This is a genomic window from Frankia sp. CeD, from assembly GCF_000732115.1.
GTDB classification, from domain to species: Bacteria; Actinomycetota; Actinomycetes; order Frankiales; family Frankiaceae; genus Frankia; species Frankia casuarinae.
Genome location: NZ_JPGU01000016.1, coordinates 68,850 through 89,020 on the forward strand (window position 1 = coordinate 68,850; position 20,171 = coordinate 89,020).

General features: G+C 70.1%; 20 protein-coding genes, 1 tRNA gene and 1 pseudogene. 12 read left to right on the top strand and 10 right to left on the bottom strand.

Features of this window, described 5'->3' with window-relative positions; translation table 11 throughout:
* Positions 1–115: 115 nt before the first annotated feature.
* The 3 genes from CED_RS11325 (at position 116) to CED_RS11335 (ending at position 2,221) form a co-directional block, all read left to right on the top strand.
* Positions 116–565: a molybdenum cofactor biosynthesis protein MoaE gene (locus CED_RS11325; protein ID WP_369807822.1), complete on the top strand. Its 450-nt coding sequence runs from the start codon at positions 116–118 to the stop codon at positions 563–565.
* Between the two features lie 60 nt (positions 566–625).
* Complete coding sequence (locus CED_RS11330; RefSeq protein ID WP_011438159.1) at positions 626–901, top strand: hypothetical protein; 276 nt, start codon at positions 626–628, stop codon at positions 899–901.
* A 282-nt stretch (positions 902–1,183) separates the two neighbouring features.
* Complete coding sequence (locus CED_RS11335) at positions 1,184–2,221, top strand: PDZ domain-containing protein (protein WP_035910388.1); 1,038 nt, start codon at positions 1,184–1,186, stop codon at positions 2,219–2,221.
* Between the two features lie 112 nt (positions 2,222–2,333).
* Here the strand turns inward: CED_RS11335 and CED_RS11340 are convergent, their stop codons facing one another.
* The gene (locus CED_RS11340; protein WP_011438157.1) at positions 2,334–2,840 is read right to left on the bottom strand and encodes a PPA1309 family protein; all 507 of its coding nucleotides are present in this window, start codon (positions 2,838–2,840) and stop codon (positions 2,334–2,336) included.
* 102 nt (positions 2,841–2,942) lie between these two features.
* Here CED_RS11340 and CED_RS11345 point away from each other — a divergent pair, with 102 nt between their 5' ends.
* Both CED_RS11345 and CED_RS11350 read left to right on the top strand, forming a co-directional pair.
* On the top strand, positions 2,943–5,999 hold the full coding sequence (locus tag CED_RS11345) for a UPF0182 family protein (protein ID WP_035910390.1): 3,057 nt from the start codon (positions 2,943–2,945) through the stop codon (positions 5,997–5,999).
* Positions 6,000–6,077: 78 nt separating this feature from the next.
* Positions 6,078–6,154 (top strand) — tRNA-Met (locus CED_RS11350).
* Between the two features lie 282 nt (positions 6,155–6,436).
* Here the strand turns inward: CED_RS11350 and CED_RS11355 are convergent.
* Both CED_RS11355 and CED_RS11360 read right to left on the bottom strand, forming a co-directional pair.
* A complete protein-coding gene (locus CED_RS11355; protein WP_035910417.1) occupies positions 6,437–6,703 on the bottom strand; it encodes a hypothetical protein in 267 nt (88 codons plus the stop codon).
* 238 nt (positions 6,704–6,941) lie between these two features.
* The gene (locus CED_RS11360) at positions 6,942–7,430 is read right to left on the bottom strand and encodes an Lrp/AsnC family transcriptional regulator (RefSeq protein ID WP_011438154.1); all 489 of its coding nucleotides are present in this window, start codon (positions 7,428–7,430) and stop codon (positions 6,942–6,944) included.
* Positions 7,431–7,655: 225 nt separating this feature from the next.
* Here CED_RS11360 and CED_RS11365 point away from each other — a divergent pair, with 225 nt between their 5' ends.
* From CED_RS11365 to CED_RS22535, 4 genes are all read left to right on the top strand, one after another.
* Positions 7,656–9,029, top strand: coding sequence for an aspartate aminotransferase family protein (locus CED_RS11365; protein ID WP_011438153.1), 1,374 nt, complete (start codon positions 7,656–7,658; stop codon positions 9,027–9,029).
* Between the two features lie 31 nt (positions 9,030–9,060).
* Entirely contained in the window at positions 9,061–10,491 is a 1,431-nt protein-coding gene (locus CED_RS11370; RefSeq protein ID WP_035910392.1) for a gamma-aminobutyraldehyde dehydrogenase, read from the top strand.
* A gap of 177 nt (positions 10,492–10,668) precedes the next feature.
* Entirely contained in the window at positions 10,669–11,730 is a 1,062-nt protein-coding gene (locus CED_RS11375) for an alpha/beta fold hydrolase (RefSeq protein WP_369807820.1), read from the top strand.
* Positions 11,731–12,148: 418 nt separating this feature from the next.
* Positions 12,149–12,346 carry a hypothetical protein gene (locus tag CED_RS22535; protein WP_035729797.1) on the top strand — a complete coding sequence of 66 codons (198 nt, stop codon included), beginning with the start codon at positions 12,149–12,151 and terminating at the stop codon, positions 12,344–12,346.
* Positions 12,347–12,654: 308 nt separating this feature from the next.
* Here the strand turns inward: CED_RS22535 and CED_RS11380 are convergent, their stop codons facing one another.
* From CED_RS11380 to CED_RS11400, 5 genes are all read right to left on the bottom strand, one after another.
* Positions 12,655–13,374: a glycerophosphodiester phosphodiesterase gene (locus CED_RS11380; protein WP_011438149.1), complete on the bottom strand. Its 720-nt coding sequence runs from the start codon at positions 13,372–13,374 to the stop codon at positions 12,655–12,657.
* Positions 13,371–14,216 (bottom strand): histidinol-phosphatase, encoded by an 846-nt coding sequence (gene hisN / locus CED_RS11385; protein ID WP_035729794.1) that lies wholly within the window; start codon positions 14,214–14,216, stop codon positions 13,371–13,373. Before hisN ends, CED_RS11380 begins: the two co-directional genes overlap by 4 nt.
* A 101-nt stretch (positions 14,217–14,317) precedes the next feature.
* Positions 14,318–15,304, bottom strand: a complete 987-nt coding sequence (gene rsgA, locus CED_RS11390) for a ribosome small subunit-dependent GTPase A (RefSeq protein ID WP_035910396.1) — start codon at positions 15,302–15,304, stop codon at positions 14,318–14,320.
* A 75-nt stretch (positions 15,305–15,379) separates the two neighbouring features.
* Positions 15,380–16,720 carry a 3-phosphoshikimate 1-carboxyvinyltransferase gene (gene aroA, locus CED_RS11395; protein WP_035910398.1) on the bottom strand — a complete coding sequence of 447 codons (1,341 nt, stop codon included), beginning with the start codon at positions 16,718–16,720 and terminating at the stop codon, positions 15,380–15,382.
* Between the two features lie 252 nt (positions 16,721–16,972).
* Positions 16,973–17,761 (bottom strand): methyltransferase domain-containing protein, encoded by a 789-nt coding sequence (locus tag CED_RS11400; RefSeq protein ID WP_035910400.1) that lies wholly within the window; start codon positions 17,759–17,761, stop codon positions 16,973–16,975.
* 185 nt (positions 17,762–17,946) lie between these two features.
* Here CED_RS11400 and CED_RS11405 point away from each other — a divergent pair, with 185 nt between their 5' ends.
* The 3 genes from CED_RS11405 (at position 17,947) to rsrA (ending at position 19,729) form a co-directional block, all read left to right on the top strand.
* Positions 17,947–18,576 (top strand): alpha/beta family hydrolase, encoded by a 630-nt coding sequence (locus tag CED_RS11405; RefSeq protein ID WP_308726831.1) that lies wholly within the window; start codon positions 17,947–17,949, stop codon positions 18,574–18,576.
* 62 nt (positions 18,577–18,638) lie between these two features.
* The gene (locus CED_RS11410) at positions 18,639–19,448 is read left to right on the top strand and encodes a sigma-70 family RNA polymerase sigma factor (RefSeq protein WP_011438143.1); all 810 of its coding nucleotides are present in this window, start codon (positions 18,639–18,641) and stop codon (positions 19,446–19,448) included.
* Complete coding sequence (gene rsrA, locus CED_RS11415; protein ID WP_011438142.1) at positions 19,445–19,729, top strand: mycothiol system anti-sigma-R factor; 285 nt, start codon at positions 19,445–19,447, stop codon at positions 19,727–19,729. Before CED_RS11410 ends, rsrA begins: the two co-directional genes overlap by 4 nt.
* An 85-nt stretch (positions 19,730–19,814) precedes the next feature.
* Here rsrA and CED_RS26170 read toward each other — a convergent pair whose 3' ends face one another.
* Positions 19,815–19,889, bottom strand: a complete 75-nt coding sequence (locus tag CED_RS26170; protein WP_369807823.1) for a 50S ribosomal protein bL37 — start codon at positions 19,887–19,889, stop codon at positions 19,815–19,817.
* Positions 19,889–20,171: pseudogene (locus tag CED_RS11420) on the bottom strand (hypothetical protein); the annotation flags it as partial. The gene CED_RS26170 and the pseudogene CED_RS11420, both read right to left, overlap by 1 nt.

Sequence of the window (20,171 nt, forward strand, 5' to 3'; positions counted from 1 at the left end):
CGTAGCTGTGGAACCGACGTGTTCTCCGGCGGGGGCCCCGCCGATCGCGCCCGCCCCGCCCGCGCCACCCGCGCCACCCGCGCCACCTCCGTCGTCCGTGCCGTCCGTGCCGTCCGTGCCGTCCGTGCCGGACCCGGACCCGGTCGCGCGGGTGACGCTCGCGGAGATCCGGGACGGCGTCCTGTCGGTGGACGAGTGCATGGCCGCTGTGCGGTCCCCTGGCGTGGGGGGGATTGCCCTGTTTGTGGGCACTGTCCGGGGCCATGACCAGGGCCGCGGGGTGACCGACCTGACGTATCAGGCGCATCCCCGGGCCGGCACGGAGATCGCCCGGGTCGCCGGCGACGTCGCCGCGACCGCACCGGTGCTGGCCGTCGCGGTGGTCCACCGTACCGGTCACCTCGCCGTCGGGGACACCGCCGTGATCGTGGCGGTCGGCGCGGCCCACCGGGCGGAGGCTTTTGCCGCCTGTCGTCGTCTGATCGATGACATCAAGGAGCAGGTTCCCATTTGGAAACACCAGATTTTTGCGGATGGCGCGGCGGAATGGGTAGGCGCCTGCTGATCGGGGCACCCTACGATAGAAATAAGTCATCTTCTTGCCCGTCTCGACGTCGAGGCTCCCATGTGGTTCCTGTTGATCCCCCCCGTCGCCGTGCTCATAACTCTTGCGTGGGTCACCCTACGCAGCCGTCCCGACCGCACCTCCGAAGCCATGATCACGATTGAGGGCTATCGGCGCAGTATGGCCGCGCTGGCCCGACCGATCCCCGCCCAGCACGAGGTTCGTACCGTTACCGCCCTTGACGAACCCGGTCATCCCGGTCATCCCGGGCGGTCCGCCTCGGCCGGGGCGCCGTTGTCCGCGAGACACACGGCGCCGCCGCCCGAGTCCATCTGACCGTTTCCGTCCGGCGGCCGGGGCGTCTCACCGGCCGCCGGACGGCGGTTCAGGACCGAGTGGTCCTTCGAGTCCCTCGGCCGTGCTTTCGATCTCGTTCTTTACTCCCCACCTCCCGGCCCGCCGCGCGGCCTTCCGGACTCTGCCACGGCCTTCCGCCGCGCCTTTCGGGCCACCGAATGCCTTTCGGTGTCGATCATCGCAACCCCGGACCGTCGTGGCGAACCTCGGTTCCCGGACGCCGGGACGAGGGTCGTGAGCCCTGATACATAGACTGCGAGCATGGTCCGGCGCACCCAGACCCTCGTGGTCGCGTCGGTACTGGCCTTGGTTCTCGTGGTCGCGGGGCTGTGGATGCCGGTACCGTTCGTCACCTTGGCCCCCGGGCCGGTCACCGACACCCTCGGCAGCGTTGACGGGACGTCCTTGATCACCGTGGACGGCCGGCGGACCTATCCGACCGCCGGCAAGCTCGAACTGACCACGGTCGAGGAGACGCCCCGGCTCAACCTCGTCACCGCGCTGCGGGACTGGTCCGACTCCGGCCGGGCGGTGGTCCCCAGCGAGCTGATCAGGCCGCCCGGTTCGAGCCAGGAGCAGATCCAGCAGGAGAACGCGCAGGCGATGCTCGACTCACAGGACCAGGCGACCGCGGCAGCGCTCGCGCAGCTCGGTATCGCGCCCACCGGCCGTTCGGTCGCGGTCGCCGGGGTCCCCACGGGCTCCCCGGCCACCGGCAAGCTGATGCCGGGCGATGTGATCGTGCAGGTCGGTGGGATGGCCGTGGCCAACCAGGAGGAGCTGCGCCGGCAGATCGGGAAGGTGGCTCCGGGCCATCCTGTGACGGTCACCTATCGGCGCGACGGAAAGACGGCCACGGCCACCGTCACGACCCGGGCCGCCACCGACGACCCCGCTCGTGCCATGATCGGTGTCACCACGACGGAGAAGCGGACCTACCCGTTCACGGTTCGTATCCGCATCTCCGATGTCGGCGGGCCGAGTGCCGGGCTGATGTTCGCGATGGGCATCGTGGACCTTCTCACCCCCGGCGCGTTGACCGGAGGAAAGATCATTGCTGGCACCGGGACGATCACCTCCGCCGGTGAGGTGGGACCGATCGGCGGTATCCAGCAGAAGATCCTCGGGGCCAGGGCGTCCGGGGCATCGATCTTCCTGGTCCCCGCGGGGAACTGCGGTGACGCCCGCGCGATCGACTCCGGCGGTCCGCGCCTGGTGAAGGTGGAATCGCTGGCGGGCGCGCTGAAGGCCGTCGACGCCCTCCGGACGAATCCGGCCGCGGCGGTGCCCTCCTGCTGAGCGCGCCCCATCCGCGTGCCATGCGCCATCCGCGTGCCCGGTGGCGCCGTTGTGCCCGGTGGCGCCGGAAGAGGGCGGGCGGCTGCCGTGCGCCGCCGCCCGCCGGGTCGACTCACTGGAAGGTCGCGAGCAGTCCGTCGACGAGGTTGTCGGCCAGATCCGGATCGATGACGAGTTCGTCGTCCCCGCGGACTCGCAGGCAGGACGCGTGCAGCCCGCTGCGGGTGACCCCGACGGCGAGGCGGACGTCCTGGCGTTCGGGATGGTTCGCCGCCCAGTACTCGATCTCGTGATCGGAGTACGGAGCCTCCTCCTCCGCGCTGGGCGGCAGGACGACAAGCTCGGTGACCAGCACGCATCCGAGCACCTCCGGCGGCCATCCGATCCCCGCCAGCACCTCGTCGAGCCGCCCCACCGGCAGCGGTTCCTGCTCGACCGGGGTCAGCGACCCAGGCGGGGAGTCTCCGATGTGGGGGGCCAGCGCGGGTTCTCGCGCCAGCAGGTCGGCGGTGTCGGCCAGCGCGTAGACCTGGCTGGGCTGATCCCACCCGGAATCGGCGACGTGCCGCTCGACCTCGAGTACGACGGAGGTCAACTCCGTGATGTTCGGGCTGTTCACCGACCCATCCTNTCCGATCTCCCCCAGAGCCCCTGGCGTAGGTTGCCGTACTAGGGCGGTACGCGCCCCGAATCACCGAATCACCGACGCACGGAGGAACCTGTGGCAACCACCAGTCGCCGCCCGGTGCTGACCCGCACCAAGGTGCTCGTGCCGGTGCTGCTTGTCATCGTCCTCGCGATTACGATCATCGCCATCTTCACCCGGCTATACACTGACCTGCTGTTCTACCGCTCGATCGACTTCAGCAGGGTGTTCACCACTGTCCTCTACACCCGGATTTTGCTGTTCGTCCTCTTCGGCGTGGTAATGGCGATCATCGTCGGGACCAACATCGTACTTGCGTACCGGCTACGGCCGCCGCTTCGGCCGTTGTCGACCGAGCAGCAGAACCTGGAACGCTACCGGTCGGTGATCGAGCCGTATATGCTGCTGATCCTGCTCGCGGTCACGACGCTGTTCGGCCTGGCCGCGGGCCTGTCCGCCGCCGGCCAGTGGCGGACGTGGCTGCTGTGGGTGAACGGCGAGTCTTTCGGGACCCCTGATCTGCAGTTTCACCGGGATATCAGCTATTACGCGTTCAGCTATCCCTTCCAGCGGTTCCTGCTCGGCTTCCTGCTGACCGCGGTGCTGCTGTCGTTGCTCGTCACCCTGCTGACCCACTACCTGTTCGGCGGAATCCGGATGCAGACCACGGGGGAACGGGTGACCCCGGCGGCGAAGGCGCACATCTCGGTGCTACTCGGGCTGCTCGCCCTGCTTAAGGCGTGGGCGTACTACCTCGACCGGTTCGGCTCGGTGTTCTCCTCGCGCGGGGTGGGGACCGGTGCGTCCTACACCGATGTGCACGCCGTGCTGCCGGCGAAGCTGATCCTGCTGTTCATCTCGCTGGCCTGCGCGGTGCTGTTCATCTACAACATCTTCCAGCGGGGCTGGACGCTGCCGCTGCTCGGCGCGGGCATCCTTGTCCTGTCCTCGGTGGTGATCGGCGGGATCTACCCGGCGATCGTCCAGCAGTTCCAGGTCCGGCCGAACGAGGCGACCCGCGAGGAGCCCTACATCGCGCGCAACATCGCGGCGACCCGGGCCGCCTACGGCATCCAGGACGTCGAGCCGCAGGACTATGCCGCCAGCACCGACGTCACCGCCCAGCAGGTCGCCGCCGACACCGGCACGGTCCCCAACATCCGTCTACTCGACCCCAGCAAACTCTCCCGGACGTTCCAGCAGCTCCAGCAGTTCCGCGGCTACTATGGTTTCCCGCCGACGCTCGACGTCGACCGGTACACCGTCACAGGGGCGGACAAGAAGTCGACGACCCAGGACTACGTGGTATCGGTGCGGGAGCTGAACCAGGCCGGGCTGGGAACGCAGCAGCGCAACTGGATCAACGAGCACCTGACCTATACCCACGGCAAGGGATTTGTCGCGGCGCCGTCGAACACCGTCGACGTGGGGCGCCCCGACTTCGATCACGGCGTGAGCGGTTTCCCGCAGGACGGTACCTTCGGTATCAAGGAGAACCGGGTCTACTTCGGGGAGATGTCGCCGTCGTATTCCATCGTCGGCACCAGGCAGATGGAGATCGATGGGCCGGGGCCGGGAGAAACCCAGGTCACCACGACCTACCAGGGCGACGGTGGGGTCTCGATCGGCTCGACCTTCCGTCGGGCGCTGTTCGCGCTGCGGTTCGGGGAGAAGAACATCCTGCTCTCCGGTGACATCACGAAGAACTCCCGGATCCTGGACGAGCGAAACCCGCGGGACCGGGTGAGCAAGGCAGCGCCCTGGCTCACCCTCGACGGAGACCCGTACCCGGCGATCGTCAATGGCCGGGTGACCTGGATTCTCGATGGTTACACAACCTCCGACGGCTATCCTTACTCCGCCCGGCGCACCCTGGGTGACGTGACCGCCGACTCGGTGACCACCCAGAGTGGCAACCGCACCCGGCAGGCCTCGAACCAGGTCAACTACATCCGTAACTCGGTGAAGGCGACGGTGGACGCCTACAACGGCACCGTCACCCTCTACGCCTGGGACGAGTCCGACCCGGTNCTACGGACCTGGATGAAGGCGTTCCCGGACACGGTGAAGCCGAAGAGTGACATCCCGCCGTCCCTCCGAGCACACTTGCGTTATCCGGAGGACCTGTTCAAGGTCCAGCGCGATCTGATCGGGCAGTACCACATCTCCAACCCGCGGGACTTCTACTCCCAGGAGGACTTCTGGGATGTGTCCGACTCGCCGGATGGAAGCGGGCAACCCCAGCNGCCGTTCTACGTCTACAGCCAGCTTCCNGGGCGCAAAGACCCGTCCTACAACCTCACCTCACCGTTGATCTCCGCCCGGTCCTCGAAGCTCGCGGCGTACATGGCGGTGTCCAGTGACCCCGCCAACTACGGCCGGTTCACCCNGCTCAAACTGCCGGCGGGGAACACGATCAACGGTCCGGNCCAGGTGCAGANCGCCATCGAGGGCAACGGCGACGTGGCCAANCAGCTGNCGCTATGGCGCAGCGGGGGAGCGACCACGATCGAGGGCAACCTGCTGACCCTGCCCCTGGCCGGCGGCCTGCTCTACGTCGAGCCCTACTACGTCCAGGCCAGAGGGAGCACCGGCTACCCGACCCTGCAGGGGGTCGCCACGGCCTTCGGCGACCGCATCGGTTTCGGTGCCTCGCTGGGTGAGGCCCTGGACAAGGTCTTCGGTGCCGGTGCCGGTGCCGCGGCGGCCGGGGCCGGCATCGGGGCCACGACCACGGACGCCGGTCAGGACGGCACGCCGGCTCCCAGATCCGGGCAGGGCGGGGCCGGCGTCCCGCCGCCGGGGCAGACCGCGCTGCAGGACGCCGTGGGCGACGCCGACCGCGCCTACCAGGCGGGGCAGGACGCTCTGCGCAAGAGCCCGCCGGACTTCACCGCCTACGGGAAGGCCCAGAGCGAGCTGGCTGATGCGCTGGGTCGCCTGCGTACTCTGTCGAGTCCGGCGGCGACACCGCCCGCTGCCACGGCGACACGGGCCGGTGCGTCGGTGCCCGCGTCACCGGTCCCCGCGTCACCGGCAGCCAAACCACCGGCTCCGTCTCCTTCGGCGACCGTGGCCGGCGGCGACACTCCCGGTCCACCGGGGGCCCGGGCCGCCCCGGCGCCCGGCTAGTCCCGAAAGTTCCGAAATTGGGGCCGCCATCGATTTGACAGCCGCCGATGGCGGCCCTGTATAGTGAAGACACACCGACGCGGGGTGGAGCAGCTCGGTAGCTCGCTGGGCTCATAACCCAGAGGTCACAGGTTCAAATCCTGTCCCCGCTACCAGTCGAAAGTACCCTCGGAAAGTTTTTCCGAGGGTACTTTCGCATTTAGGCAGGCATGCATCATTATCACGGGCCGTATCACGGGCCGTTTTCATCGGAATCCGTCCGCTCCTTCCGCCGGTTGGCGACCCGGGCGCCCGGCCAGGATGCGCGCCGACGCCCGGCGGCGCGGGGCCCGGATTGGCGGTCGTCCGAGCCCGGGACGCACAGTGGTGGCCCGGGAGCCGCCCCGGCATGGCGGCCGTCGGCGGCGGGTTCTCCCGCGGCGGGGCCCGTTCCGGGNTCAGCGGGGGGNGGNTCCCGGGGNTCGCCACGGGCTTGCCGGACGCACCGCCTCGGCCGCCCGCATCAGCGCTTGGGCCAGCCGGCGGGCCTCGTCCGGATCCAGGTAGGCCGCGGCAAGGGTGTCGAGCATGGGCGCATCCAACCGGAGCAGGATGACCGGAGCCTTCCCGGCGCTCGCCGGTGGCTCGGGACGTACCGTTATCTCCGCCTGCCCGATCCGGGTAACCATAATGCCGTCCTGCGGGTCATGGTGGACCAGCGCCATGTTCACCCCATCGTGTGTCCGGGCCGAGATATTTGACGTTCGTTGCATATGTTGGACTCTTGTTGTGGCCGCTTGGTTGTTCCCGTCGGCGGTACAAACGGTGACACCCCCGAACCGCATGCCCGCCCGCGTCGCCGCGCCCGTCGGCCCGTCGGCAGGTTCTGCGCCCTATCGATGTTCGACCCGGCCCGGCTTCCCCTCCGCGCCCGGCGGCCCGCGCTGTCGGCGTCCGGACGTTTCAGCGTGCTCCCCACGTGTAGGTCTGCTTGACCAGCCGCAGGTAGACGAACGTCTCGGTGGCGAGGACCTGTGGCAGGGCGCGGATCTGCTCGTTGATCAGTTCGAGCAGGTGCTCGTCGTTCTCGGCGACGATCTCCACGATGAGATCGAAGGATCCGGCCGTCAGGACGACGTAATCGACCTCGGGCAGCGCGGCAATCGTGTCGGCGACGACGCGGGTGTCCCCGGTGACCCGCACCCCGATCATCGCCTCCCGGTGGAAGCCCACCCGGAGCGGGTCGGTGACGGCGACGATCTGCATGATGCCGGCGTCGAGTAGACGCTGCACCCGTTGGCGCACGGCCGCCTCGGAGAGCCCGACCGCCGCCGCCATGGCCGCGTAGGACCGCCGGCCGTCCTGCTGCAGCTGCTCGATGATGGCCTTGTTGACATCGTCCAGCAGGGTATCGGAGCTAAGTCGCTGGCCGGGCGACCGTCGCGACTGCACCCGGCGTCCTCCTCGGTCCTCCGTGGCGGTTCCCCACGCCCGTTCACGCTGGCCTGCCCCTGCTGCCATCGTATGGCCGTCGATGAGTGAACTGGGAAGCGATCCTTATCCACGCAATCTTCGACGGATTCCATCGTCAAGCTGCCGATCAGGCTACGCTTTCAGTGGCTGATCGGTGGAAAGGATGCGTGGCTAGTGTCGAATGTGACTGCCTCCGGGAGCGGTGTGACCCGGGTCGTTGCGCGGGCCAGGGTCGCGGAGCTGGCCGCGCGCGAGTCCGCCCGCCTCGACGTCCGCACCCGGGGCTCGGAGGCGCTGCATGCGCGGGCGGTGCGGTCGATGACCTCCGGGGTGCCGTCGTCCTACCAGGTGCGTGATCCCTGGCCGATCTACCTCACCCGCGGTCTCGGGTCGAAGGTCTGGGACGTCGACGGCAACGAGTACTCCGACTTCCACAACGGGTTCGGTTCGATGGTGCAGGGGCACGCCCACCCGGCGATCGTGCGGGCCGTGACCGAGCGGGTGGCGCTCGGTACGCACTTCGCGATGCCCACCGAGGACTGCGTGGTGGTCAGCGAGGAGTTGGCCCGCCGCTTCGGCCTGCCGCAGTGGCGCTATGTCAACTCCGGCTCCGAGGCGACGATGGACGCGATCCGCATCGCCCGCGGCGTCACCGGCCGCGACACGATCGTCAAGATCTTCGGTTCGTACCACGGGCACCACGACTACGTGATGGTGTCGATCGGGACCCCGTACGACGACATCGGTCCGGCCGAGAACATGAACTCGTTGGGTTACGGTGCCGGGATCCCCCGGGTGGTCGTCGACCTCACGGTGCCGGTCCCCTTCAACGACGCTCCGGCGATGGAGCGGCGGATCGCCGCGCTCGCCGCCGAGGGACGCCTGCCCGCCTGTGTGATCATGGAGCCGGCGATGATGAACCTCGGCGTCGTCCTGCCGGAGCCCGGTTACCTGGCGGCGGTCCGGGAGATCACCTCCCGGTACGGGGTTATCCTGATCTTCGACGAGGTCAAGACGGGGCTGTGCGTGGCGGCCGGTGGGGCCACCGAGAGGTTCGGCGTGCGCCCGGACCTGGTGACCCTGGCCAAGGCGCTCGGTGGCGGGCTGCCGTCCGGGGCGATCGGCGCGACGGCGGAACTGATGGAGGCCGTGGCCTCGGACCGGGTGAAACAGGTCGGCACGTACAACGGCAACCCGCTGACCATGGCCGCCGCCCGGGCGAGCCTGTTCGAGGTGCTCACTCCCGACGCCTACACCCACCTCGATCGGCTGGGTGGCCGGTTGACCGCCGGCTGCGACGAGATCCTGACCCGGCACGGCATTCCCGGCTACACCGTCGGCATCAGCTCGAAGGGATGCGTGCACTTCACCGACGCCCCGATCCGTGACTACACCTCGTTCATGGCGCACCAGAACGCCGAGTTGCCCGAACTGGCCTGGCTCTACAACGCCAACCGCAACGTCCTCATGGCGCCCGGGCGCGAGGAGGAGTGGACGTTGTCGGTGCAGCACACCGACGCCGATGTCGACCGCTACCTCGACAGCCTCGACCAGATGGCCCGGGACCTCGTCGGCTGAGCCGGCCCGATCCCCCAGGAGGGACAGAGACATGGATGCGATCTTCGCCAATCTCATCGGTGGCGTCTCCACCCCGGCCGTCGATGGCGAGACAATGTCCATCCTGAACCCGTCGACGGCGGACCTGCTGGCGCAGGCACCCCGGTCGGGGCCGGCCGACGTCGACGCGGCCGTGGCGGCCGCGAGCGCGGCGTTCGAGGGCTGGCGGGACACCACGCCCGCGCAGCGGTCCCGGGCACTGCTGCGGGTGGCCGACGCGCTGGAGGACCGGGCCGACGAGGTCGCGGCGGTGGAGAGCGCGAACACCGGCAAACCGCTGCGGCTCACCGTGGACGAGGAGGTCGGGCCGTCCGCCGACCAGANCCGGTTCTTCGCCGGGGCCGCGCGGCTGCTCGAGGGCCGGTCGGCCGGCGAGTACCTGGCGGGGTACACCAGTTATGTCCGCCGCGAGCCCATCGGGGTCTGTGCCCAGGTCACGCCCTGGAACTACCCGCTGATGATGGCGGTCTGGAAGGTCGCGCCGGCGATCGCGGCGGGCAACACCGTCGTGCTCAAGCCCTCCGACACCACCCCGGCGTCCAGCCTGCTGCTTGCCGAGATCGCCGCGGAGTTCCTCCCGCCCGGCGTGCTCAACGTGGTGTGTGGTGATCGTGACACCGGACGCGCGCTGGTGGCCCATCCGGGCCCGGCGATGGTCTCGGTGACCGGCAGCGTGCGGGCCGGGATGGAGATCGCCCGGGCCGCGGCGGACTCCTTGAAGAGGGTGCACCTCGAACTCGGGGGCAAGGCGCCGGTCATCGTCTTCGACGACGTGGATCCGGCGGTGGTGGCGCGGCAGATCGCCGAGGCCGCGTACTTCAACGCCGGCCAGGACTGCACGGCGGCGACCAGGGTGCTGGCCGCGCCGGGCGTCCACGACGAGCTCGCAGCCGCCCTGGCCGAGGCGGCCGGGAAGACCGCGACTGGATCGCCGGAGGAGCCCGACGTCGACTACGGGCCCCTCAACAACGCGGGCCAACTGGCCCGGGTGAGCGGTTTCGTGGAGCGGGCACCTGAACATGCCGAGGTGCTCGCCGGCGGTGCTCCGCTGGACCGGGCGGGCTACTTCTACCCGGCCACGGTCGTCTCGGGTCTGCGCCAGGACGACGAGCTCATCCAGTCCGAGGTGTTCGGCCCGATCATCACGGTGCAGCGGTTTGACTCGGAGGACACCGCGGTTGCCTGGGCCAACGGGGTCGAATACGGCCTGGCCTCCAGCGTCTGGACCCGCGATCACGGCCGGGCCCTGCGGGTCGCCCGCCGGCTGGACTTCGGCTGCGTATGGATCAACACGCACATCCGGCTCGTGGCGGAGATGCCGCACGGTGGGTTCAAGAAGAGCGGGTACGGCAAGGATCTGTCGGTCTACGGCCTGGAGGACTACACCAGGATCAAGCATGTGATGAGCAACATCGAATTCTGACCATCAGGTTCTGACCACCAGGTCAGAAGCGGTCGGGCGCGGGGAGGCGGGTACGAGTCCCGGGCCGGCTCCCGGGGNAGGCCGTGGAAGTAGGATGGTGTGCTTCGAGCGGGGGCAGGTGGGTGGCGGCGAGTCGCGGGNGGGTGGTGGCGAGTGAGGAAGAATCCAGCCTCGGTCGTGGCATCGGCAGACGGGACGACGAGCACCGGGGGCGGCCGTGCCCATGGCGTGCCCCGGGTGGGCCCGCTGACCTCCCGCTTCGTCACGGTCCACGGGTACCGGCGGTGCTATCTGCGGGCCGGGCGCGGGNCGGNTCTACTGCTCATCCACGGCATCGGGGACAACGCGCGCACCTGGGCCTCGATCATCCCGAAGTTGGCCCGCCGGCACACCGTCATCGCTCCCGACCTGCTGGGACACGGCGAGTCGGACAAACCGCGCGGTGACTACTCGGTGGCCGGCTACGCGTGCGGCATGCGTGACCTGCTCACCATCCTCGGAGTCGAGCGCGCCACGGTCGTCGGACACTCGCTGGGCGGCGGGGTGGCCATGCAGTTCGCCTACCAGTTCCCGGAGCGCTGCGAGCGGTTGGTGCTGGTCGCCACCGGCGGGGNCGGGCCGCACCTGCATCCCGCGCTGCGGGCGGCGGCCGTGCCCGGAGCCGGGGCGGNGCTTTCCCTGATCGGCATGCCGCCGGTGCGGGTCGCCGGCTGGGCCGGAATGCACGCGCTGCGCCTGCTGCACACCGATCTCGGGCGGGACGCCGACGATCTCCTGAACGTCTTCGACTCGCTGGGCGTACCCACCGCGCGGGCGGCGTTCCTGCGCACGCTACGGTCGGCGGTGGACGGGCGTGGGCAGTCCATCACGATGCTGGACCGGTGCTACCTCGCCGCCGGGATGCCCTCGCTGATCGTCTGGGGTGACCGGGATGCCGTCATCCCGGTTGAGCACGCGTGGATGGCGCACGAGGCGATGCCGGGGAGCCGCCTGGAGATCTTTTCCGGTGCCGGGCATTTCCCCCATCACACTGACCCCGAACGCTTCCGGGCGGTTCTCGAGGATTTTCTGGCGACCACCCGGCCGGCGAGTCACTCCCCGCAGCAGTGGCGGACGATGCTGCGTGAGCACGGCCGCTCGACCAGGACCACGGAAGTGTCCGCGCCCGCCGTCCAGCCGTCGGGCGCGCGTTCGGCCCCGGCGGAAGCCGCGGGTCGTGGCCTCACCCGGAGCCGATAAACGGGCACGGCTGCCGGCCACCGCGGGGCCGGGATCCGCCGTTATACGTTCACCGAGGTGACCCGTCGCATCGGAGCGGAGCCGCTATGCATCCACGACCCGGTTGGCCATCCATAGCCATGCCTTGCGGGAAGTCACCCGGTGAGATGCGTCGGTGCCGTTCTCGGCTGAACCGCTCTCGCGGAAGGTCTTCCCGGTCACCGATGGATCCGGCCAGCCGAGGATCAAGGACTCTCGTACCTCTTGGCGTGCCGCCTGTTCGGGCCAGAGTCTTCGCGTGATGCGCTGTCTTCCGGCGCGGGTCTGCATTAACTGGTCGGNACCCGCTATCGTGGAGTTCAACGGGCAGGCCGACGTCAATATGGCCTATCCTTGGTGGCGTAACACCAAAGTCCTCTCAAATCTCGGAGGTCGACCCTTGGCACGCCGTGCACGACTCAGCTGGCCCCAGGAACGGCGCCAGGCGAGTGAGGTAGTTGTCCGTCGGGTCGACCCCGGTCGGGGCTGGACCCTGGAACAGGCTCGTGACCTGCTACGACAGGGATACTCCGTCGAGCATGTGGCGGAACGCACCGGGTTTCCGGAGCAGATGCTGAAAGTCGCCGAGGAGGACTGAGTGCAGCCTCCCGCCATCCCGGTGTCAAGAAAGTGCCACGATGCGCCATCGTCGGCTGCCGGCGCGGGAGTGAGTGTTATCCCTTTCGTGGTCAATCCGCAGGTTCGGGGAACCGATCTTTCCCTGGTGATCGAGGGCGACGCCGGCTATAGCTTGCACGGCGCTATCCTAACCAGCAGTGATATGACGGTGTGCCGGAGTCGCGTCACGCTGCGCACAACTGAATCAACGACTTCGCCTGGTTGACTACCCAATTCGTCTGACCTTGGCGCACCTACGACAGTCGCGTCACCGGGCACCTCTGCTGGCTATGCCCGGGTGGCACCCGTCACGCGTACCAGCCGGCGTAGATGGTCACTGTAGACCGCATCGAGCCCGTAGCCGGCTAGCCGGGTCAGTGTGGTTGTTCGTTGCGCATCCCACCCGAACACGGCGATACCCAGGTCGTGGAGAACACCGACGATGCCGGCCCGTGGTGGGGTCCATTCACGCGCGCGCAGGTTGAGGGCGGTGACTCCGACGGCCCGGAGTTCATCGCCGTACGCGGTCATTCCGCCGCCGGTGACGATGTCGCGGATCGACGTCGAGTTCACCAGCCGGACGTCGTCATCCAGCGGTCGGTATTTCGCTAGGTCCGTGAGCCCGCCGCACAGCCACAGCCGCCTCGCGGCCTCGCCGCCACCGGCCTCGCGGGCGACGGTGACGACGGCCGCCGCCGCGTCCGCCCAGCTGCCCGGCGGGCCCTTCAGATCAAGACTGAACTCGAAGGACGTACCCAGCTGCGCGTAGAACTCCGCGAGGGTTGGCAGCCACCCCGGCAGGCGGTCGGCGGTCAGGTCGGGAATCCGCCGACGCCGCCCGGGCGGGCCGAACACACCGTCATGATGCAGGACCGGAACGCCGTCGGCGGCGAGCCAGACGTCCGACTCCAGCCCACTCGCCCCGCCGGCCAGAGCGCGACGGAACGCGGGCAGGGAGTTCTCCCGCTGGCCGGGGGCGGGAGAACCACGATGCGCAAAACCGATCATGAAGAGCCGTTGAACGACTGCAGCGCGACGTTGTGGAGATGCCCGTTGGTGGTGAGCACCGTGCCGTGTCCCGGCCCCCGGCGCCCGCCCAGGTCGGTGAACCGGCCACCGGCCTCCTCGACGATGACCTGGAGCGCGGCCATGTCCCAGAGCGACACCTCGGGCTCGCAGGCGAGGTCCACGGCGCCCTCGGCGACCATCATGTGCGACCAGAAGTCGCCGTAGGCGCGGGTCCGCCAGACCTGGCCGGCGAGGTGGAGGAACTCCTCCAGCCGGTCGGCGGTCTGCCAGCCCTCGACGGAGGCGAAGGACAGGAAGGCGTCACCCAGGCTGGTGACCGAGGAGACCTTCAGGGCACGGGTGTCGCCGGTGGCGTCGCGAGTGAAGGCGCCGGTGCCCCGGGCTCCCCACCACCGTCGGCTCATCGCCGGGGCGCTCGCGACCCCGACGACCATCTCGCCGTCCACCTCGAGTCCGAGCAGGGTGCCCCAGACGGGCACGCCGCGCACGAAGTTCTTGGTGCCGTCAACGGGGTCCAGGATCCAGCGCCGGCGGGCGCCCGATCCGACGAGACCCTCCTCCTCGCCGAGCACGGCGTCGCCCGGCCGGGCCACGGCGAGCCGTTTGCGGATCATGGACTCGACGGCGGTGTCGGCGTCGGAGACCGGGGTGTTGTCCGGCTTCGACTCGACGTGCAGGTCTACTGCCTGGAATCGGGAAAGAGTGATCCGGTCGGCGGCGTCCGCGAGGCTGAGCGCGAGGGCCAGATCGTCGGCGATGGCGACGGTGTCGGAGTCCGCGGTCGGTTCGATGCTCACGGATGCGGGGTTAGGCGGGGTCACGCCTGCGAGACTACGAGCCGAGCCCCACCGCGCGTCGGTGGTCCCGGGCGCCGGACACCAGGTGGCGGGGTTAGTGTGACCAATCTCCCGATCTATTGCGATCAAGGTGAGGCTCCGCGGGTGCCGAGCAGCCGGCGCAGGCTCGCCAGCCGGGCGGCGTCGGCATGGCCGTCCCGCACCGCCGAGTCCAGGGCGCAGTCGGGGGACGGCGCCAGGTGCTGGCATCCGGGCTGACAGTGCGCGGCGGCCGCGGCGAGGTCCTCGAAGGCGCGCAGCACGCGGTCCGGGGACACCGCGCCGAGCCCGAACGACCGGACACCCGGGGTGTCCACGACAGTGCCCCCCTGGGGCAGCCGCAGTGCGACAGCGGCCGACGAGGTGTGCCGGCCGCGGCCGGTCACGGCGTTGACCTCGCCGATCGCCCGGTCCGCCGCCGGCACCAGCCGGTTCACCAGGGTGGACTTGCCGACCCCGCTGTGCCCGAACAGCACACTGACCCGATTGGTCAGCAGCTCCAGCAGCGCGCGCAGGTCCCCACCGGGGCGCGTGGTCACGACGGGGAGTCCGAGTGGGCGGTACAGGTCCACCAGCGCTGCCGGATCCGCGAGATCCGTCTTGGTCAGGCACAGGACCGGGGAGAGCCCGCCGTCGTAGGCGGCGACCAGGCATCGGTCGATCAGGCCGGGCCGCGGCGGCGGATCGGTGACCGCGCAGACGATGACCAGGACGTCGGCGTTCGCGACGATCGGGCGTTCCACCGGATCGCTGTCGTCGGGGGTGCGCCGCAGGACGCTCGTGCGTTCCTCGCGGCGGACGATGCGCGCCAAGAGGCCCGCCGCCCCGGAGACATCTCCCACGAGGGCCACCCGGTCACCGACTATCACGGAGGTCCGGCGCATCGACCCACCGCGCACGGCCGCGACCAGGCGGTCGGCCATCGTGTCGAGCCGGCAGGTGTACCGGCCGCGGTCGACNCCCACTNCCACCGCCGCGACCGCCTCGGCATGGTCGGGCCGGTCCCGGGTCCGGGGGCGCGATCCCCGGCTCGGCCGGACCCGGACGTCGTCCTCGTCCAGCTCGCGGGCCATCGGACTAGCCGCCGGCGCTGTCGGTCGGACCCGGGGGGCAGCCGGCCTGGCCTGGGGGGCGTCGCGTCGCGCCGCTCATTGGTCCAGCATCGCCGTCCACATCTCGGGGAAGTCCGGCACCGTCTTGCCGGTCGTCGCGATGTCGTCGATGACGATCCCGGGCACCACGAGGCCGACCACCGCGTAGGCCATCGCCAGCCGATGATCGGCGTGCGGGTCGAGCCGGGCGCCGTGCAGGGGCGCCGGACTGATCGCCAGCCCGTCGTCGGCGACGGTGATCCGTGCGCCCAGGCGACCGAGTTCGAGGGCCAGGGCGGCCAGCCGGTCGGTCTCCTGCAGCCGCAGGTGCGCGATGCCCCGTAGCCGTGACGGCGAGTCGGCGAGCACGGCGAGGGCGGTCAGTATCGGAGCGGCTTCCCCGAAGTCGGACAGATCGACGTCGATCCCGTGGACGGCACCGGCGCCGGTGATCTCCAGGCCCGCCGACGTGCGCCGGGCCGTGCCTCCCATCGCCACCAGCAGATCGGGCAGCAGCCGGCCGGGCTGCTCGGTCGACTCCGGCCAGNCCGAGATCANCNCCCGCCCGCCGGTGGCGACCGCCGCCGCGAGGAAGGCCGCCGCGCTGTTCATGTCCGGTTCGATGGTCCGGTCCGCGGCGGTCGGCCGGCCCGGTTCGACGCGCCAGCGCCGGGNGTCCGCCACCGGGCCGGCCGCGGGGGAGCACACGGCGTCGACCTCGACCGTGGCACCGGCGGCCCGTAGATCCGCGACGGTCATGTCCAGGTAGGGAGCCGATGGCAGCCGGGACCCGCGGTGGACGACCGTCACCCCGGTGTCGTAGTGCGGGGAGGCGAGGAGCAGCCCCGAGACAAGCTGGCTGGAGTGGGAGGCATCCACGATCACCTCGCCGCCACGCAGCCGCCCTCGGCCGTGCACGGTGAAGGGCATTCGGTCGCCGTCGATCTCGGCGCCGAGCTCGCGCAGCGCGCCGAGCAGCGGGGTGAGCGGACGCTCGCGCATCCGCGCGTCTCCGTCAAAGACGACGTCGCCGCGGGTCAGCGTGGCCAGTGCCGGGGTGAAGCGCGCCACGGTGCCCGCGTTTCCGCACTCCGCGCGCGCGGTGGGTGCGGCGCTCGGTGTCGGGTGGCCGTGGACGACCCAGTCGGGACCCTCGGTGGATACTTCGATACCCAACGTCCTCAGCACCCCGGCCATCAGCAGGGTGTCGCGGGAGCGCAGCGCACCCCGCAGCCGGGAGGTTCCGTTCGCCAGCGCGGCGAGCACGAGTGCCCGGTTTGTGCCGGACTTCGAGCCGGGCACCGCGACGACGGCCTCGACCGGTTGCCGTGCGAGTGGAGCCGGCCACGGATCGGACTGCGTTCCGGTGGCTTCGCTACCCGTCAGGATGCTCACCATGACAGCATGCCGGACGACGGCCCGGGTCAACCGCGTCCTCGTGACATGCGCCGGCCGACACCTGATTCCCGACACCTGATTCCCGACACCTGATTCCCGCCACCTGATTCCCGCCACCTGATTCCCGCCACCTGATTCCCGCCACCTGATTCCCGCCGGCCGGCACGGGGACGAGGCCCGGCTCCTGGGAATCGCGGCCGTCCTCGAACGCCTCGCCCCCTGGCCCGCGTGGACCGACCGCCGCGCCGGATCTTAGGCGGACCGGCGGGCCGAGGCGATGAGATGGATGCCGATGGACTCACCCTCACGCTCGGCGGAGAGTTCCACCTCCGTGCGTACCAGGGNGGGGAAGCACGAGACGTCCTCGGCGACCGCGCGCTTGACCGCCTCCGCGGAGAGCACGGTGCGCGGGCGGATCCAGTCCACGTCGAGCCCTGCGCTGGTCAGCAGTGCCCGAAGTTCCTCGGGCCAGAAACACCGGGTGATCGTTCCGTCTTCCGCCGGCACGAGTACCACGTCCGCCCGCGGGACGTCGGACAGCTCCGCCCAGCGGTGCTGTTCGGCGAGCCGGGCGAGTCCGAGCAGCAGGGAATCGACGCAGAGCAGCAGCTGGCCGCCCGGCCGCAGCATCCGATGGATCTCCTCCAGGATGGTCTCGGTGGCGAGGCAGAACGACAGCGCCCGAGCCTCGGCGAGGACGGCGTCAAAGGAACCGGGAGCGAACCAGTCCAGCGAGCGGGGGTCCCCCACCACCGGCAGAAGCGTTCCGGGACCGCTTGCCGGATCGGGCGGCAGGGCGCTGGTGACCACCCGGACGACCTGATGGCCGGTGCTCACCATCTGGCGGGCGAAGCGGGCCCGCGGGCCGGAGACGTCGAGCACCCGCGCGGGCCGGGACGGCAGCCATTCGCGGAGCTGGACCGCCGCGACCTCTTCGTAGAACGCCCAGTATGGGTCGTCACTGTTGGCTGGAGCCTCGCAGACCAGGGTGTTCGCTCGTCCGCGAGACGGACCCGGATCGGCGTCGGGGCCAGGCGGCATGAAACGTTCCTACCCTTCGAGGGGCGATGATGCGAGGTAAGTCACACACTCAAGGCGGAAGTCTGACAGATTCCAGGCTCGACCACGCCGTGTCCTTCCCTGTTCGCGCGGATAGATGCGCACCGGATTCGCCGTCCACCGCCGCCGACCCCGGGCAGGTCCCGGGTGATGGAGCGCCCACAGCTGTGGACGGCGGACGGCTGCTGGTGGTTCCCGGCACGGCGGAGTCGACGGTGCTCTTCCTGCACGGAGCCGGGACTGGCACGGACACGCCGCTTTTCGTCCAACTTGCGGCATATCTCACCTCTGTCGGGGTGCAGGTGGCGCGGCTGGAGATGCCGTACCGCGTCGCCGGGCGGCGGGCGCCGGACCGGCCGGCCCGGCTCGACGCGGTCGCGATCGCCGCGGTCGAGGCGCTGGGCCCGCCGCGCCCGTTGGCCTTCGCCGGCGCCTCGATGGGATCGCGGGTGGCTATGCGGGTCGCGGCCGGGCTCGAGGCGTGCGGCGTGCTCGCCCTCGGCTTCCCGCTCCAGCCACCGGGAACCACGCCGGCAGGCAAAACCAGGCCGTCGCGGCAGGACGAACTCGACGGCGCGGGCGTCCCGGTGCTCGTCGTCCAGGGTGAGCGGGACTCCTTCGGGCGACCGCGGCCCGATCCGGAACTCGGCCGCGAGATCCATCTCGTCGCGGGAGCCGACCACTCCTTCCAGACCCGCCGACGGGATGCGCGTCCGCCCGGCGAGGGCGTGGCCGAAGCGGCCCGGGTCGGCGCATTCTGGCTGCGGGGCCGGCTGCGGGAATCATCCGCGGGCTGATCCGGTTGTGTGGGCAGTCAGCCGACAGCTAACCGGCAGCCAGATGACGTCACGGAGGCTTCATGACTCCTGGGAGCAGCACCGGCCGGCGGCGGTCCGCGCAGGCGCGGACCGCCGCCGGCCGGCCTTTGCCGAGCGTTGCGCCGATGCGCGCTCCGGCTTTGGCCGGGGTATCGTCCGCTCTGGAAGGACGGTCGCGTGTCGCCCGGTCAGGTGTGGTGGACGCGGGGTGGGCCGCCGGGGAGCATGACGGTGAGGAAGTGATCCTGGTCGACGAGACCACCGAGGAGCGAGGCGCCCGTTTCGAGCAGGACGCCCTTCCCTACCTCGACCAGCTGTATGCGGCAGCCCTGCGCATGACCCGTAATCCCGCCGACGCGGAGGATCTCGTGCAGGAGACCTTCGTCAAGGCGTTCGCGGCCTTCCACCAGTTTCAGGCGGGCACGAATCTCAAGGCCTGGCTCTACCGGATTCTGACGAACACGTTCATCAACACGTACCGCAAGCGGCAGCGCCAGCCGTTGCAGAGCCCCACCGAGCAGGTGGAGGACTGGCAGCTCGCCGAGGCGGGGTCGCATACGTCCAGTGGGCTCAAGAGCGCGGAGACCGAGGCGTTGGAACACCTGCCGGACAGTGACATCAAGGACGCCCTGCAGGCCCTGCCCGAGGACTTCCGCATGGCGGTGTACCTCGCCGACGTCGAGGGCTTCGCCTACAAGGAGATCGCGGAGATCATGGGTACGCCGATTGGGACCGTGATGTCCCGGTTGCACCGCGGTCGCCGGGGTCTGCGGAAGTCCCTGGAGAAGTACGCCTTGGACCGTGGGCTCGTGGCGGCCGGTTCCGCCGACGGCGAGGGCGGTGCGTCGTGAGCTGCGGCGGTCCACACGAGATCGATTGCCGGAAAGTGCTCGACGCGGTTTTTCTGTATCTCGACGGTGAGTGTGAGGGCGGGCAGCAGAATCTGATTCGGGCCCACCTTGACGAATGCTCCCCCTGCCTGCGCGAGTTCGGAGTGGAGCACGAGGTGAAGATGCTCGTCGCCCGTAAGTGCGGCGGGGAGCGGGCGCCCGAGTCGCTGCGGGCGAGCCTGCTCGCCCGGCTGCGGGCCGCCCGGGTGGAGATCGACGCCGCCGAGTACCGGCCGGAGTAGCTGGGGCCCGCCGGAGTAGCTGGGGCCGGACGGAGTATCGGGCAGCCCGGGGGCGGGCCGTGGCTGCCACGGCCCGCCGGGTGGCTCAGGTGTTCGGGCGCTTGCCGTGGTTGGCCTTGTTCTTCGCCCGTGCGCGCCGCTTGCGCTTCTTCTTCGCCATCAGGAATCTCCCTCCGTTCTGCTTCGACGTGCAGTCATCGTGCCAGTCCGCACCGACGGGAGGTGACCGGCGGGTCCGTCGAGGCCGTCGTCCTCGTCGGCGTCGCCGAACCCATCCGGTGAGCCATCGCCGAGGTTCCCCTGGGCCGGAGACTGTACCGCCCTGGCGTGGCGGCGGGCCTGCAACGTGCGCCACGCCCGCACGGGGGCCAGCGTTCCGAACAGTCCCAGCGCCGCGGCGATCGCCACGTCGCCGACGCTGACGACCGCGGGCGTCCAGGGC